General features: G+C 52.5%; 15 protein-coding genes. 12 read left to right on the forward strand and 3 right to left on the reverse strand.

The features are described from left to right. Nucleotides 1–83: 83 nt before the first annotated feature. Both PBA01S_RS20940 and PBA01S_RS20945 read right to left on the reverse strand, forming a co-directional pair. Entirely contained in the window at nt 84–1,196 is a 1,113-nt protein-coding gene (locus tag PBA01S_RS20940) for an NADH:flavin oxidoreductase (protein ID WP_127576654.1), read from the reverse strand. 83 nt (nt 1,197–1,279) lie between these two features. After that, nucleotides 1,280–1,609 (reverse strand): ArsR/SmtB family transcription factor, encoded by a 330-nt coding sequence (locus PBA01S_RS20945; protein ID WP_028540151.1) that lies wholly within the window; start codon nt 1,607–1,609, stop codon nt 1,280–1,282. A 461-nt stretch (nt 1,610–2,070) separates the two neighbouring features. Between PBA01S_RS20945 and PBA01S_RS20950 the strand changes: the two genes are divergently transcribed. Together PBA01S_RS20950 and PBA01S_RS20955 are read left to right on the forward strand one after the other, a co-directional pair. Further along, entirely contained in the window at nt 2,071–2,949 is an 879-nt protein-coding gene (locus PBA01S_RS20950) for a putative RNA methyltransferase (protein WP_164744225.1), read from the forward strand. Between the two features lie 65 nt (nt 2,950–3,014). After that, complete coding sequence (locus tag PBA01S_RS20955; RefSeq protein WP_127576656.1) at nt 3,015–3,698, forward strand: DUF554 domain-containing protein; 684 nt, start codon at nt 3,015–3,017, stop codon at nt 3,696–3,698. Between the two features lie 332 nt (nt 3,699–4,030). Here the strand turns inward: PBA01S_RS20955 and PBA01S_RS20960 are convergent, their stop codons facing one another. Beyond that, nucleotides 4,031–5,041: a LacI family DNA-binding transcriptional regulator gene (locus PBA01S_RS20960; RefSeq protein ID WP_127576657.1), complete on the reverse strand. Its 1,011-nt coding sequence runs from the start codon at nt 5,039–5,041 to the stop codon at nt 4,031–4,033. Between the two features lie 253 nt (nt 5,042–5,294). Between PBA01S_RS20960 and PBA01S_RS20965 the strand changes: the two genes are divergently transcribed. From PBA01S_RS20965 to PBA01S_RS21005, 10 genes are all read left to right on the forward strand, one after another. Continuing rightward, complete coding sequence (locus tag PBA01S_RS20965; RefSeq protein ID WP_085169739.1) at nt 5,295–6,620, forward strand: ABC transporter substrate-binding protein; 1,326 nt, start codon at nt 5,295–5,297, stop codon at nt 6,618–6,620. 95 nt (nt 6,621–6,715) lie between these two features. After that, entirely contained in the window at nt 6,716–7,702 is a 987-nt protein-coding gene (locus PBA01S_RS20970; RefSeq protein WP_085169738.1) for a carbohydrate ABC transporter permease, read from the forward strand. Nucleotides 7,703–7,717: 15 nt separating this feature from the next. Beyond that, entirely contained in the window at nt 7,718–8,596 is an 879-nt protein-coding gene (locus PBA01S_RS20975; RefSeq protein WP_174844507.1) for a carbohydrate ABC transporter permease, read from the forward strand. Between the two features lie 33 nt (nt 8,597–8,629). Next, complete coding sequence (locus PBA01S_RS20980; protein ID WP_127576658.1) at nt 8,630–9,724, forward strand: glycoside hydrolase family 130 protein; 1,095 nt, start codon at nt 8,630–8,632, stop codon at nt 9,722–9,724. A gap of 18 nt (nt 9,725–9,742) precedes the next feature. Then, complete coding sequence (locus tag PBA01S_RS20985; RefSeq protein ID WP_127576659.1) at nt 9,743–10,693, forward strand: MTP-1 family protein; 951 nt, start codon at nt 9,743–9,745, stop codon at nt 10,691–10,693. A 183-nt stretch (nt 10,694–10,876) separates the two neighbouring features. Next, a complete protein-coding gene (locus tag PBA01S_RS20990; RefSeq protein ID WP_127576660.1) occupies nt 10,877–11,971 on the forward strand; it encodes a glycosyltransferase in 1,095 nt (364 codons plus the stop codon). Next, nucleotides 11,968–12,609: a glycerol-3-phosphate acyltransferase gene (locus tag PBA01S_RS20995; RefSeq protein ID WP_085169735.1), complete on the forward strand. Its 642-nt coding sequence runs from the start codon at nt 11,968–11,970 to the stop codon at nt 12,607–12,609. Before PBA01S_RS20990 ends, PBA01S_RS20995 begins: the two co-directional genes overlap by 4 nt. 102 nt (nt 12,610–12,711) lie before the next feature. Continuing rightward, nucleotides 12,712–12,885, forward strand: coding sequence for a hypothetical protein (locus PBA01S_RS22880; protein ID WP_164744226.1), 174 nt, complete (start codon nt 12,712–12,714; stop codon nt 12,883–12,885). A 150-nt stretch (nt 12,886–13,035) separates the two neighbouring features. Then, nucleotides 13,036–14,751, forward strand: a complete 1,716-nt coding sequence (locus PBA01S_RS21000; protein ID WP_127576661.1) for a sensor histidine kinase — start codon at nt 13,036–13,038, stop codon at nt 14,749–14,751. Between the two features lie 138 nt (nt 14,752–14,889). Beyond that, nucleotides 14,890–16,464, forward strand: a complete 1,575-nt coding sequence (locus tag PBA01S_RS21005) for a response regulator (protein WP_127576662.1) — start codon at nt 14,890–14,892, stop codon at nt 16,462–16,464. Nucleotides 16,465–16,509: the final 45 nt, after the last annotated feature.

Consider the following 16,509-nt stretch of genomic DNA (forward strand, 5'->3'; position numbering starts at 1 on the left):
GCAGTTTGGCAACAAGGGGTTATACCCCAAGAGCAAACCACCCGTTGGACGGGTGGTTATGATTCCATTCGGTAAGCAAGGGATCAGCTCAAGGTGGAGAGGGCTTCCTTGGTAAATGGCTTCAGCTCATCCACGCGGCCGTCGCGGATTTTCGCCGCCCAAGCCGGGTCGGTGAGCAGTGCGCGGCCAACGGCAACGAGGTCGAACTCGCCGCGTTCGAGGCGCTCGATCAGCTGCTCAATACCGGTTATTTCTCCGCCTTTGCCTGACTCGAACAAGCTGGTGAACTCGGAGTTCAGCCCGACGGAACCTACAGTGATCGTCGGTTTGCCGGTCAGCTTGCGCGTCCAACCGGCCAAGTTCAGCTCTGAGCCCGCGAACTCCGGTTCCCAGAAACGGCGAGTGGAGGCATGGAAAATATCAACACCAGCCGCACTCAGCGGAGCTAGGAAGCGTTCCAGCTCTTCTGGGGTCTTGGCCAACTTGGCACTATAATCAACAGGCTTCCATTGCGAGAAACGGAAAATAATCGGGAAATCCGGCCCAACCGCAGCACGGACAGCTTCGATTACCTCAACGGCAAATCGAGTACGCTCAATGAGGTCGCCGCCGTATTCGTCCGTCCGTTTATTGGTGACTTCCCAGAAGAACTGGTCAATCAGATACCCATGCGCCCCGTGGATTTCGACGGCGTCAAAGCCAAGGCGCTTCGCATCTGCAGCAGCTTGAGCATAAGCCTGAATCAGCTCGCGAATTTCCTCCTTCGTCAGCGGTTCCGAGACCGGCTTACCGGTCAGGCTGAGGCCGGATGGTCCGATCGGATCGGCATTTGATTCAGGGAACGTCTCTCGCTTACGAGCCGTACCGGTATGCCAAATTTGGGGGGCAATTTTGCCGCCGGCTTCATGCACTTCATTGACGACTCGCTGCCAACCAGCCAACGCTTCCTCTCCGTAGAAATGAGGTACATTCCGATCGGCAGGAGCTGCCGGATGGTTGATCACCGTACCTTCCGTAATAATCAAGCCAACGCCGTTCTCCGCTCTTCTCCGATAGTAACCGGCGACATTAGCCCCCGGGATACCTCCTGGAGAAAAGGAACGAGTCATTGGCGCCATGACAATTCGATTGGCAAGCTTCAGTCCACCGCCTTCAAAAGGTTTAAACAGAGCGGCAGCGGTTTGAGAAATAGACATAGGGATCTCTCCTCTCGCGTATAGATATATCTAAATATATAGATTAACAGATGAATATGCAAGCTGAAAAAGATTCTGCTGGATTATTTTTTGGCCTTCAACTTAGCGGCGAATTGTTCCAAGAAGGCATCAATTCCTTTTTCATTTAACCGGTAATACGTATATTGCCCATATCGGCGGGATTCTAACAAGCCGCTCTTTAGCAAACTTGCTAAATACGAAGAAATGACGGATTGCGCTAATCCCGATTTTTCTTGAATCGAGCCGACACATACGCTGCCCGGAAACTCCTGCTTAATGACCTCCGGCAGATCGGGCTCTAAATTCTCCGGCTCCCGCAGCCAACAAAGGATGTTGAGCCGGGTTTCGTTTGAGAGGGCCTTCAGTACAGCCAGCATGTCGTGGTCTTTCATCGCATTGGATCCCCGTTCTTGGTTGATTTGTTCTCAGTATACCAAAATTTACGCCGCCCTATAAAGAGTGAAGATAGATGGAGTAACGTTTGGGATAAGTTGAATTCATATCGAATTCATTTATAATATACATGGATCAGCAATTCATGAAAAAGGTGGGTTAGGTTAAATGGTGCATTTCATTAGACTGCGTCATACCGCTTTGAACAAGTAATTTCATATGTTCAAAGGCTCTGTTCACCGGAACAGGGTAAACGGGACCAGTCTGCCCATTTTTCATAACTCTTCAAATTTAGGGATCGAATCGTGATATGAAGGAAGGCGGGAAAGTTCTGCCTTTCTTTTTTTATGTTCATCAGGGTATATAAGCATGCATAACTATGCCTTCGGTTCACGTTCAGGGCTTGTCTTTCCCGTTTACTCCGCTTCCGAGATCAATTGAGGAAAAGGAAGGGAAAACATTGACGCAATCACGAAATGACGCAGAACGTGCAATGCAATATGCCGCCATCTTAAAATGCCCGGTATGCGGGGGACGCTTTCAGGCAGCGGGTCCAAGAAGCTTGGAATGCTTCCAGAGACATACCTTTGATTTCGCAAAACAAGGCTACCTCAACCTGATGTCTCATCCAGTCCATAGCCATTATGACAAAGAGCTGTTTGCTGCTAGAAGGAGCATCATTGCGGAGAGCAAACTCTATGCCCCCATGCACGACACGATCGCTCAGGTCATTCAATCATACGCAGGCGCCCCCGCTCCTGCCTCGCTCGTGGCTGATATGGGGTGCGGAGAAGGCTCGCACTTGCAGGGGATATTACGGCAGTTGAAAAGCCCGGAAAGGTTAGGCGTTGGCATCGATTTATCCAAAGAAGCCATCCGGCTGGCTGCCCGGCAAGAGGCTAATGCCCTATGGATTGTCTCGGATTTGGCCCATGCGCCGCTGCAGGATCAATCGGTTCAAGTGGTGCTCAACCTGATGTCGCCAGCCAATTATGGCGAGTTTCAGCGGATGGTGGCTCCGGGAGGTTTGGTCGTGAAGGTCGTCCCGGGCGCTGATTATTTGCGGGAACTCCGGGCATCTCTCTATGACGGCCATGAGAAAAGAATCTATTCCAACGAGAAAACGGTCACGTTGTTCCGCCGGCATTTTCCCGTTATGGAAGTTACGCCGTTGAAGTACCGCCAGCAACTAAGGGCCGAACAATTACGTGATCTTGTGCGCATGAGTCCGCTTGCCTGGTCTGCGGAACAGAAGCGGATTACGGCATTTACACAGCGTGAGGCCACTGAGATCACCATCGATGTGGAGATTCTGGTGGGGCATCCAGGAGAGCGCTAGACGGTTATTCGGCAACACGTTATCATGAATGAGGACAGAACTTAAGAACGGATAGGAGCAGGAATATGATCGGAACGATTGTGAACACGGTCGCCATATTGGCGGGGAGTGTGCTTGGCAGCATCTTTAAGAAAGGGCTGAAGGAGACGTATCAGACCGCCCTATTTACCGCCATCGGTCTGGCTGCCACCATGCTTGGCATTAACGCTGCGGTGACGCATATGAAGGACAGCACATTCCCTGTGTTGTTCATCATCAGCCTGGCGGCGGGGAGTCTGGCCGGAACTGCACTGGACATCGACGAGAAGTTCCAACGGCTGGTGGGGCGGTTCTCCACCTCGAATTTGGGACAAGGACTGTCGACGGCCATCCTGCTCTTCTGCATTGGCACGTTATCCATCCTTGGGCCGATCGAAAGCGCGCTGCACGGGAATCATACGTACCTGTACATGAACGCTACGCTGGATTTGGTAACCTCCATGGTGCTGGCCTCCAGTTACGGCATCGGAATTGCCCTTGCTGCTGTCGTGCTCTTTTTATGGCAGGGGGCCATCTATATGAGCGCTGATTATTTAGCGACATTTCTAACGACTCCATTGCTGACGGAGATCTCCATTGTCGGCGGCGTGTTAATTGCCAGCTCAGGGTTATCGATATTGAAGATCATCGACGCGAAGACGCTAAATATGCTGCCGTCCTTATTGGTGCCGGTGATCTGGTTTTTGCTTAAAGGCTGGTTTGGTTATTGAGGGCTCAAGTCGGGTGAGGCGGAAGCAACAAACATCCTCAATGCTAATTAGCTGGAAAAAGTACCGTTAAATTCGACGTAGATGGTCCTTTCGCGCAACGAACAGTAAAACCTGCCGTTAATTTCATCAAAATCGCTGTTTTCGTGGAAAAGCACTCAAATTAACTATACATTTTGCTGTTATATCGCCCAAACCTTGCGTTCTCGTCAAGATTAACGGTAGAAATTCCAGTTAGTTTTGATTTCTCCGACGGAGAGTGCGTAGCGATCCCATCGTCCACGGATACACCAAAAGGTCGATCAGGGAGATAACCCTGATCGACCTTATTTAATTTAAGCTTTCACCGTTGCCGTCGATTCGCGCACGATTAAGCGGGTAGGCAGCAGAATTTCCTGGTACGCTTCGTCCGGATGCTTGATCCGCCACATGAGCTGTTCAAACGCTTTGTGTGCGAACAAGGACAGGTCGACCTCCATCGTTGTGATTTTGGGTGAGGCCATTTGGGAATAATGGCTGTTGTCGAAGCCGCAGATCGAGATCTCGTCAGGGATTTGGTACCCCAGTTGACGCAACGCCAAGCTGACGTAAAACGCAAATCCATCATTCAGGCAGAACCATGCGCTAGGCTGTTTGTCCAAACGGCGTATGGCTTCTGCGATTGTCTCCTCCTCTTCCTGCGTATGCACAAGCATCAGCTCTTTACGCGGCTCCAGGCCGTGCTCTCGCAGGGCAAGCAGATAACCTTCCCAACGCTCTTGATAACTAGGCGACACTGCAACATTGCCCAGGATGCCGATATCCTGATGGCCATAATCCAGCAGATGCTTGACTGCGATATAAGCGCTGAAACGGTTATTGGTCAGCACTGCATCGGTAGAGAGCAACGGGTGATGGTGGTCAATCAGCACGGTGGGGATGCCTTGCTCCAGCACGTTGCGGATATAAGCTGTACTGATATGCGACAGGATGAGGAGGCCATCGACTTGCTTCTCTTCGATGAAAGAAGGCAGTTGCAACCGATCTCGCATCTCGGGAGTAATCGATTGAATCAGGAGATTGATGCCATGGTTCTTGGCTTCCCGTTCGACCGCAAGATAGATTTCCCCGAAAAACTGCATGGAAAAAGCAAAATCTGAGGCAATAAGTCCGATCGTCTTCACTTGATTTGGGTTGCCGGCCGCAGTCTTCTTATTGTAACGGTAGCCCATGGCTTCCGCTGTTTCGATAATTTTGCGCCGCGTTTCTTCGCTGACTCCGTCTTTGCCGGATAACGCCTGGGAGACAGAGTTTTTAGATATATTTAAGCGATCCGCGATATCCTGCATGGCGACTTTTTTTCGCATGTTAGAATCCCCTCTATGCTACAGCTTATCGTTTTTGTAACGTTACAAAAATAAATATACACGAAAAATGTTGTAATGTAAACGATTGGCGCAGGGAAAGCCTGTTTTTTAGCATTTTACGATTCCGAAATCCTCTCTTGACAGCGTTATCATTTGGATGGATAATAAAACTGTAATCTTGATGTAACGTTACAAAAGAGGGTTAGTCATGAAATTAGTAATTCTATCATTTATCTGGTAGGGGGTCATTGGTGTGAAGAAGAAGTTTTCTTTGGGCATCATCTCGGTTCTTGCGGTATCCCTGCTGTTGTCGGCCTGCTCCGGCAATAACGGAGGCACCAGCCAAGGCGAACAGAATGGGAAGGGAGGACAAAGCGCCGAGCCGGGCAAGAAGGTCGAACTGAAGTTGACGACCTGGGCCGGGGCAGACGAAGCGAAAGAGCTGCAGCAGCTTCTTGATGAATTAAACGAGAAATCTACAACGTATACGATCGTTCAAGATTCGAATCCAGCGGAGTATGATACTCGATTAATTACCCAATTAACCGGCGATTCGGGACCGGATTTGTTCTGGATCAGTGCACAGCGTGCGGCCCAGTTCTCGTCGGAAGGCGCGATGCTGGACATTACAGATCGCTTGAAGTCCTCTGACAAACCGGCAGCGAACGTAGATGACTATTATGAGTCTTCCCTTCAACCATTTACGCACGATGGGAAGGTTTACGGTCTGCCATGGTTGCAGCAACCGGTAATGCTGTACGTGAATAAGGGTCTGTTCGATGAAGCCGGTGTGGCTTATCCGGATGAAACCTGGACCTGGGAGCAATTTACCGATGCAGCCACGAAGCTGACTAAAGACAAGAACGGCAAACATCCCGGTGAGGATGGGTTTGATGAGAAGTCGGTTGTACAGTGGGGCTTTACATTAAACGGCTGGCCGCCGTCTCAAATGTTCATCTGGCAAAACGGCGGAGACGTCTTAACCGAAGACGGTCAATCGCCAATCGACTCGCCGGAAGCGAAGGAAGCGCTGAACTTCTACTCCGAACTGGTGAAGGGGCCATTGACACCTTCGCAGCAAATTGTGCGTGATCGCGGCTTCGACAAAATGTTCCGCGACGGTCAAGTGGCAATGTTCATGGGCGGGGCAGCCGATGATCTGGATTCCACGGTCGATAACGTGCAGGCCTTTATGGTTCCAGCCGGACCAACCGGCATCCACGCGACCTTTGGCGATATTCTTGGCATGGGCATCAACGTCAAGACGAAAAACGCCGATGCAGCCTTCGAAGCTTTGGTGGACCTGAGCGATGCGATCCACCACTGGAAGATCATGCCGCCGCGTAAATCTCTGGCGGACCTGGCAACGCTGCAGGAGCTTCATCCGAAGAAATCGCATTCCCTTGAAGCGATCATCAGCTCGATGGAATACGCAAGACCGTATCGCTATTCTGAGAAATATCCGGAATGGGAGAACATTTACTGGACGCAGCTGATGGACCCGATCATCAATGCCGGAACCGATCCGGAGAAGCTGATTCCGGAAGTGAAGCCGCTATTGGAGAATGTGATGAAATAATTGAAGGTTCGAGCGAGAAGGACGGGGAGGCATCAGCCTCCTCCCTTTTCTTCATCAAGTGAACGGGTCAACCTGTGCAGAAAGGAGGAAACCGCATGGAAAACCATCTGGCAACATTCATCCGATGGTTGCTAGTCCCTGTCGTACTGTTAGTCATTGCGAGCGTGCTCTACTTCGTTGTTTCCAAGCTGGGTTGGAAAAAGAAGCAGGCGATCGGTTTAGCACTCGTTTCTCCGTGGATTGTAGGTTTCCTGATTTTTACCGTATATCCTTTGCTAGATTCTTTATATTTGAGCTTTACCGAATCCTCAATCTTCGGCAAGACGGAATGGGTAGGATTCGGCAACTATATCAAGCTGTTTACGAATGATATCGAGTTCTGGCCGTCCATTCGGATCACGCTGCTGTACGCCGCCTTGTCGCTGCCCATCGGCGTGATTGGCGCGCTGCTGGTCGCCATGCTGCTGAACAATAAAATCAAGGGGATCGGCACGTACCGGACCATCTATTTCCTTCCGGCGGTCATGCCCGAGGTGGCCGTAGCGCTGCTGTGGAGATGGATGTTTAACAGTGAATCCGGCATTATCAACTACGTTCTATCCCCGCTGCTATCTCTATTTGGCATTGATAAGCCCAATTGGTTTGGTGATCCGCATTACGTGATTGGCGCGTTTGTCATTATGAGCTTGTGGGGGATCTTCGGAACCAATACGGTCGTATTCCTAGCCGGCTTACAAGGTGTTCCCAAGAACCTGTACGAAGCCGCTGAAATCGACGGAGCCGGACGATTGGCCAAGTTTGTACACATCACGATTCCGCAAATTTCGCCGGTGATCCTGCTGCAAGTCATCATGGGGATGATCGGAGCATTGCAGATCTTTACGATTGCGATGTTTGTCCGTCCAACTTCGGCCGCCGGCAAATTTATGAACCAGCTGGTGTACGAACGCGGATTCACGCAGCTGCATATGGGCGAGGCATCGGCCATCGCCTGGGTGTTGTTTATCATCATCCTGGTGTTGACGCTGCTCGTATTCCGTTCCAGCCCGGCGTGGGTTCACTACGAATCGGAACGGCGCTAATAGGAGGTGTAACGCATGGAAAATACTTCGACAGCCCGTACCCAAGCCGTCTCCGGCAGAACGTGGAAATGGGTGAACCAAACGATCATATACGTCATCGTCACGTTCTTAGCTGCCGTCATCCTGGTGCCGTTCTTCTGGATGGTGTCAACCGCTCTGCAAGCGGACGGGGATATCTTCGCCTGGCCGCCGCAATGGATTCCAGATCCGCCGCAATGGCATAACTTCGTGGAGGCGTGGACGGCAATGCCGTTTGACCGCTACTTGTTTAACACGATCTTTATCGTGGTGTTGGGGATCGTCGCGGAGTTGATCAGCGCCACGATTGTCGCTTATGGATTTGCGCGGTTTCGGTTCCCTGGAAGCGGCTTGATCTTCCTTGTGCTGCTGGCCACGATGATGCTGCCGTTTCACGTCACGTTGATTCCGACGTTCCTGATCTGGCAGAAATTTGGCTTGGTCGGCCAATTTGACCCGCTTGTTCTGCGGGCGTGGACGGCGTGGGGACCGTTTTATATATTCCTGCTGCGTCAGTTTTTCATGACCTTGCCGCGGGAACTGGACGATGCGGCTGAGATGGACGGGTCGAATTTCTTCCAGACTTTTGTTTATATCATGCTGCCGCAGGTGAAGCCGGCGTTGCTGGCTGTCGCGATCTTTGCGTTCCGGGGGTATTGGAACGACTTTCTGGGTCCGCTCATCTACCTGTCGGATATGAAGATGTATACGCTTAATGTTGGCATGTATTTCTTTATGGGCGGCGTGAACGAAGCCCCGCAATGGAATTACCTGATGGCCATGTCCACGCTGGTGGCGCTGCCGGTCATTCTGTTGTTCTTTATGGCCCAGCGTTATTTTATCGAGGGCATTACGTTTACGGGCATGAAAGACTAATCAGTCTGAATTTCGGATAGGAGGAACTGCTAGATGACGATGTTGCAAAAGATAGAGATCAATCGCTCCGTGAACAATCCGCTGATTACGCCGAAGGATGTCAAGCCTACCTTCCCGGATTGGGAAGTACTCGGCGTATTTAACGCTGGCGTAGCTGAATATGAAGGAGAAGTGATTCTGCTGCTGCGGGTGGCGGAATGCCCTCGGCAGACCGACCCGCGGTATGTGCTTGTACCGGTGGTGGACGTAAACCGCCAGCCCCGCGGGGCAGAGCCAGCGGTGGAGATTGTAAAAGTCGACCGGGAAGATCCGAACTTCGACTTCTCCGACCCTCGGGTGATTCGCGATCAGCAGGGGACCACGGTGTATTTGACGTCCATCTCCCATTTTCGCGTGGCCCGCAGCCGGGACGGCTTGAACTTTACCATCGACGAGACGCCTAGCGTCTGGCCGGAAGACCCGCTGGAACGCTGGGGGATTGAAGATCCGCGGATTACCCAGTTAGGAGATCAGTATCATATCACCTACAGTGCCGTTTCTGAACGAGGCGTAGCCGTTGGCCGGTTGACGACCACCGACTTCGTGGCGTTCAATCGAGAAGGGCTGATCCTGGCCCCCACGAATAAAGATGTAACCTTGTTCCCGGCAGCGATCGATGGCAAATATTATATGCTTCACCGCCCGGTGCCGGAAAGCATCGGATTGCCGGAGATCTGGGTGGCCGAGTCGCCGGACCTGGAGCACTGGGGGAATCATCGCTTCCTGATGGGGCTGCGCGAAGGGAAATGGGACGGAGCCCGCATCGGCGCGGGATGTGTACCGATCCAAACCGAGGCAGGCTGGCTGATTCTGTACCATGGCGCGGATCAGACGCATCGCTACTGCATGGGCGCAGCCTTGCTGGACCTCAACGATCCAGGCCGGGTAATCGCCCGCATGGAGGAACCGCTGATGGTGCCGGAAGCGGAATATGAGACGAGCGGATTTTTCCACAGTGTGATTTTTGCTTGCGGAGCAATCGTCAAGGGAGAACAAGTGATTATGTATTATGGGGCATCGGACGATTCGATGGCCTGCGCGAGCTTCCGCCTCCCGCAGCTGCTGGAAGCTTTGCAACCACTAAGCTAACGGAAAGGGAATCAGACGATGGCAAATTTTCAGAACAGCGGTGTGTTGTCGTGCGAGAAGTTGGTTGAGGCCTACCGCCATAAGGCAAAGGTGAACAAGCCCGGAGAGGCCGTCAAACTGATATTTGAAGGGGTAGGCGAACGGGACGTTTACAATATTTCGGCTCCCTTCGAGGACGATGGGGAGCTGGTCATTGCCGGACGCGTGGAGCGTCGGGACAGCGAGGAGTCGGAGATTTGGTTTTTTGTTCGCCGCGGCGAGCATTGGGTTCCCCGGGAAGGGGCGCCGGTGTTTGGGCTGCAGGATCCGTTCTTCACTCGCATCGACGGGGAGCTGATATTCGGCGGGGTGCAGACGTTCCCGCACCCGGAGCTGGAAGAAGCGCTCAGTTGGCGGACGGTATTTTACAAGGGGCCTCGTCTTCATCAGTTGGAGCTGTTCTTCCAAGGCCCAGATCAGATGAAGGATTTGCGCCTGGTGGAGCTGTCCGATGGAGCCATTGGCGTATTTACCCGTCCACAGGGGGAGAAAGGCGGCAGAGGGAAAATCGGCTTCGCGAAAGTGGACCGGCTGGAGGATCTCTCGCTTGAGGTGGTGCAGGAAGCGCCGCTGCTTGACCAATTCCTTGATGAGGAATGGGGTGGCAGCAATGAAATCCATCTGCTGGCTAACGGCAAGCTGGGGGTGCTGGGCCATATTGCCCGCTTCGATGAGCAAGGCGACCGCCATTATTATCCGATGGCCTTCGGGTTTGACCCGGCAACCGGCCAATACACCGATATGGAGATCATCGCCGAACGCGCCGATTTCCTGCCGGGCCCGGCGAAGCGGCCGGATTTAGCTGACGTCGTATTCAGCGGCGGACTTGTCCGTCAAGGCGACGGCAAAGCGACATTGTATGCGGGAATCAGCGATGCGGAAGCGCAGAGCTTGGTGATCGACGATCCGTTTATTAAATTGGAGCAATAAGATAGGATCTAAGCCTCTCTCGGTTGTCGAGAGGGGTTTTGTTTTTTCGTTGAAAAAATAGAAATTGTCGACTACACTAGCGGTAGTCTCTTCTACTTTTTTGTACATCTCTGCTATTACGAACATAGAATACTCATATACGTGATTTCACTTTATTTCGGCAGCGAAAGAGGTGGGGCAGCGATGGGGATTTGGATCGTATTAGCCATCGGATGGATTGCGGGATGGATCCTGTTTCGGGCAGTTGTTGTTCCTGAACGGGAAGGATCTTATCGCGGGGGAGAGAAGGTGTCGGTCATCATTCCGGCGCGGAACGAAGCCGGGAATTTGCCGCATCTGCTGGGTTCGCTTAAGAAGCAAACCTATGCTCCCGATGAGATTATCGTAGTGGATGATTTTTCGGAGGATGGCACCTATGAGGTTGCCGCTAAATATGGAGTGAACGTGATTCGGAACGACGCATTGCCTCCCGGATGGACGGGGAAAACCTGGGCGGTCTGGAACGGCTACCGGCAATCCACCGGCGACGTGATTGTCTTTCTGGATGCGGACATTTGCTTGGCCCCCCGGGCGCTGGAGTCGCTGTTGCAGGCGCGGGCCGAAGCGGGCGGCGTGATTTCCGTGGTTCCATTTCATGTCACGGAGAAGTTTTATGAACGCCTGGCGCTCATTACGAACGTCTTGGGCGTATTTGCATTCACCTCGCCGTTTGAAATGCGCAGCCGGCACAAGGGGCTGTACGGCTCCTGTATCGTGACAACGCGCCGGGATTATGAGGCGATTCAAGGTCATGACAGCATCCGTTCGGAGCTGCTCGACGATTTGAACCTTGGCGCCAAGTTCCGTGAGGCAGGTATTCGCGTGACCAATTTTCTCGGCGGCTGCCTCGTCTCCTTCCGGATGTACCCGAACGGGATTCGCAGCGAGCTGGAGGGGTTCGGTAAAGGTGCGGTGCTGAGCACTGCCAAGCTACGGCCGGCCACGACGCTGCTGGTTGCGGTGTGGCTCCTGGGGCTTATCGCTTCCGAAGGCGCATTGTTCCTTTGGAACACGGCCTGGGCTTACCCGCTGCTGATCGGGTATGTGCTGTATGCGGTACAGCTGTACTTTCTGGTGCGCTATGTAGGGAAGTTTGGCATAGGGATGCCCCTGCTTCATGTGTTGTCGACCCTCTTTTTCCTCGTGATCCTGATCTATTCGGCCTATCAAGTGGTGTTTCGGGGATCGGTCACCTGGAAAGGCCGGGACGTACAGGTAGGAAGCAGGGGAGATCGATGATTCTCTGGCTGGCAGCGGTGGAGTTCCTGTGCGGGGCTTTAATGTTTTCCTATTGGCTGGGCAAGGCGGCCCGGAAAGATTTACGGCAGGTTGGCGACGGCAACCCCGGCGCGTTTAATCTGTGGCAGTCTGCCGGTTACCATTGGGGATTGGCGGGCATTCTGCTCGATTTTATGAAGGGATATGTGCCGCTAGTCTTCCTGGTCGAATCGGGGATGCTGGGACGCGATTACGGGATGACGCTGGTTGCGGTCGCCCCAATCCTGGGGCATGCCTTTTCGCCCTTCCTTAAATTTAAGGGGGGGAAGGCGATTGCTGTCACCTTTGGCGTGTGGAGCGCCTTAACCCGATTTGAGGCGGCCTTGGCCTATGCGGTGATTCTCGCGGTGCTGCTTGCGGTATTTTCTTTCTATAAGAAGGGAAAATATGCATCTAGGGAAGCCGACGGCTTCCAAGTTGTCGTGGGCATGGCGATGCTGTCCATTTTTCTGCTGATTGCCGGCTATGCTCGGCCTTACTGGGGGGTCTGGCTGGTAAACCTCATCGTGCTGGGTTTCACCAACCGGCAGGCGATTCGGAGCTTCCTGACCGGGAAGGGCGGCAAGCTGCCTCGCTCCGGGGATGGCGTCACACTGTAATCGCTCCGAATCAGAAACATGGATAAAGTTAGGAACCGAGGTATATATTGGGTTGGAAACAGAAAAGCTATAGGCAACCTGATATGGAAGGAGCAAAGCTGTATGGATGCCACTCTTGGAGCGGATGAAGTTGTCCGCCGTATTAAACAATTGCAGAGTGAAGGCGTTTCGCTGAGCAAGAAGCAGGTCAAGCAGAACGATCCGGAGTTGATGCGCAACGCTTTGTTTTATTTTCCTAGCTGGGAGCATGCCGTAAAGAACGCAGAAACCTTATAATACCGCACCTTATTAAACCGATTCGGGTTGGCGAAGTAAAAGCCATGGACCCGGGTCGGTTTTTTATTATTTATTTTCTGGACAAGGGTCGATATGATGAATAGGAGGATAATGTAAGCGATTAAATTGATGAGAAAGCTTGGCGATCCCATGAAAAAATATATCCCCTTCACCTACAAAATGCTGATTCCTTACCTGCTGCTCGTGCTGTTAACGGACGTGATCATCGGCTACGTGTCGTACACGATGCTGACGGAATCCCGGACGGAGATGGCTGAGACGAATATCCGCACCGGAATGGAGCAGGCCCGGAATAACATTCGTTACCAAATGGACGAGATCCAGCGGATGTCGGATACCCTGTTTGGCAATCTTGCCTTTCAACGAGCGATGCAAACCAAAGGGGAGCCGTACGACATTTATCTGATTATGCTGGATGAGATCGTTCCGGAAATTACGGCGCCGCTCAAGCTGTTTGGCAACCATATTCGGCTGATGCTGTATACGCTGAACAGCGATCTGTATATCGTTTCGGGCGATAATTTGGAGGAGCCGATTCACCGCAGTGACTATTACATTCTGCCGTTTGAGGACATTCAGGACAGCGCCTGGTATCAACAGTTTAAAGATTCCGAACGGGATAATATCTGGCTGCAGATCGACACCGATCAGCGGTTGGGGAACATCTCTCATATCCGCCGCCTGGTCTCATATAGCGGGAACATGACCGTGATCGGATATGTCCGCATCACCGCTTCCCTCGACGATTTGTTTGGCGATTTCTCCACGTTTCCTGTCGAGCAAGGGATTACGGTACGCCTGATTGATTCTGCGTCAGACGGGGCCTTGCTCTATCAGCGGGGGAATGCGGAAATGGACGCCCAGCGGGGGAAATATCTGAGTCTGCATGAACCGATTCCCGGCACCGATTTTGTGATTGAGGCGCTGGTTCCGAAGGCGTACTTAACGAAGGATGCAGGCAGGCTGCAGCGGGTGATTTTTACCGTGTGCGGCATCAGTTTTATCTGCATGGCTTTCATTGGGTTTATTGTGGCTCGGCTGTCCGGACGAAAGATGAAACGCATCGTTTGGCTCGTCCGTTCCTTTCAGGAGGGGAACTTCCAGAAGCGGATTCGTTTCTCCGGTAACGATGAGTTTGTACATATTGCCGATGCATTTAACGTGATGGCCGCCAATATTCAGGGGCTGATCAACAGCGTGTACGTGCAAGGCATCCAGAAGAAGCAAGCGGAGCTGGAGGCGTTGCAGGCGCAGATGAACCCGCATTTTCTATACAACACGCTGTCGACAATCAGCAGTTTGGCTAATCTCGGCGAGACCTCCAAGGTCACCGAGATGGTGCAGGGCTTGTCACGATTTTATCGGCTGACCTTAAATCAAGGGAACGTCTTTACACCGCTGAAACACGAGTTGAAGCAGGTGGAGACGTATCTGGGTATTCAGCGGGTCAAATACGCCGGGGCTTTCTCTGTCCACGTCGACGTGGATCCCGAACTGCTGCAGGTGCAAGTGATGAAGCTGATCCTGCAGCCGTTCGTGGAGAATACGTTTAAGCATGCCTGGTTTGGCGAATCGATTGCGATCGTCATTAAAGGGAAGCGGCGGGGCGATGACCTGGAGTTGAAAGTGATCGATAACGGGATTGGGATGAGGCCGGAGACGGTGCAGCGTTTGCTGATTGGTCCAAGCCCATCCGGCGGCTACGGGGTGAAGAATGTCGATGCGCGGATCAAGCTCCGCTACGGAGGTAAATACGGCATTCGCATCGCCAGCATCTACGGCGGAGGCACAACGGTTCAGATCGTGCTTCCGATGAACTCTGGGGAGCTTCCGGCAATGGAATAATTTTTGGTGATCTCTCAGAGGAATGTCTGTAAAATCGGTGAATTTGTATAGATTATCATTGCAAACCGATATGTTCAGCGGAACGAGCGATAAGTATGCTCGAGATAAGAAGTAAACTTACGAGAAGGAATGACGGCCATGGAGATTAACGTATTAATTGTCGACGATGAGGCAGTAGACCTCGAGTGGCTGCGCCGCAGAGTGCAGGGTAGCGGAATGAACCTGCAGGTGGCGGCAACCGCCAATAACGGCTTTAATGCGCTTAAGGCGATGGAGCAGGAGCGAATCGATCTGATTCTGTCCGATATCCGCATGCCAATCATGTCAGGCATTGAATTCGCCCGTAAGGCCAAGGAGATTCAGCCAAGTGTCAAAATCGTTTTTATCAGCGGGCACGAGGACTTTGAGTACGCCAAGGAAGCGATCAAGATCAGCGCGTCGGCTTATTTGCTGAAGCCTGTGGAAGATCAGGAGCTGTATAAAATGCTGGGTGAGCTCTGCGCGACCATCGAGCGCGAACGGGATCAGGATCGCACGTTTACGGAAGCGTTGACGCTCGTGAATGAGGAGTTGTTGCTGCGTTGGTTGAACGAGATCTCCCCGGAGCAGGTCGAAGGGCATATTCGCGGATATTTGCAAACCCTGTTTAAAACAGGAACCGCAGCAGCCCTCGTTGAAATCGACGACCTGGAATGGAAGACCGGGGATTTGCCGGAGGAGGAGCGACGCAAGCAAATTCAGAAGGTGATGGCGTTTATCCAGCATTTTACGACGGAGATGAAGCTGGGCACGTTCATCGTCAGCCAACCGACGCGGTTTCTCCTGCTGGCTTCTGTACCGGAAACGGCGTTCCTGGAGCTGCTGGAGGAGCTGATCCGGGCGGTCCGAGGAATTTCCCCCTTCTCCGTGACCGTTGGGGTAGGCAGCTTCGCACGGGATGAAGAAGCGTTGCGGGCGTCTTACCGCCAGGCGCAAGCGGCGCTTAGCGCCAAGTGGCTGGTCGGCAAGGACCGGTTGATCCACGAAGCTCGGGTGTATCCGGGCGAAAGCCGATTTGCCAGTGCACGAACGGACGAGATTCTCCGGCGGATGTTAAAGGCGATTCTAAGCTATGATCTCGTAACGATTGACGACTGCTTGCTGGAGCTGTTTTATCAAGGTTCCCCGCTGGCCCAGAAGAACGATGTGTACGATCTCATCATCCGCATCACCACCCAGCTGCATGCCGATCTGCGTGAGATCAATGAAAATCTGTATGAGCTGTTGAAGTGGGATACGCACCAGCCGGTGCTGCTGTTCCAGTTCGAGACGATTCACGATATTACGTCTTGGCTGCGGAAACGCTTCTTTGAGTTGTCCGAGCTGTTGTACGTCAAGAAGCAGAAGCAGAAACGCAAGCTGATTCAAGATATTATGGCCTATGTCGAGAGCAATCTGGAGCAAAAAATGACGCTGAAAGACGTCGCCGCCCGCTTCGATTTTACGCCAAACTACCTCGGCTTTTTGTTTAAGGAAGAAACGGGCCGGCATTTCAGCGATTACTTGAACGAGCTGAAGACCAAGCGCATCTGCGAGCTGCTGACCGATCCTACCTTGAAGATCTATGAAATCGCTGAACGGATGGGCTATAGAAATATCATTTATTTCAACCGGCAATTCAAGCAAGCTACCGGGATGACGCCCGGGGAATATCGCAAAACGCATAAGATCTGATAAGGTCCGGGCCGTAATCCCCGCTGCGTTCTTGGCGGCCTGGGC

It is taken from the genome of Paenibacillus barengoltzii NBRC 101215 (genome assembly GCF_004000745.1).
GTDB lineage: Bacteria > Bacillota > Bacilli > Paenibacillales > Paenibacillaceae > Fontibacillus > Fontibacillus barengoltzii.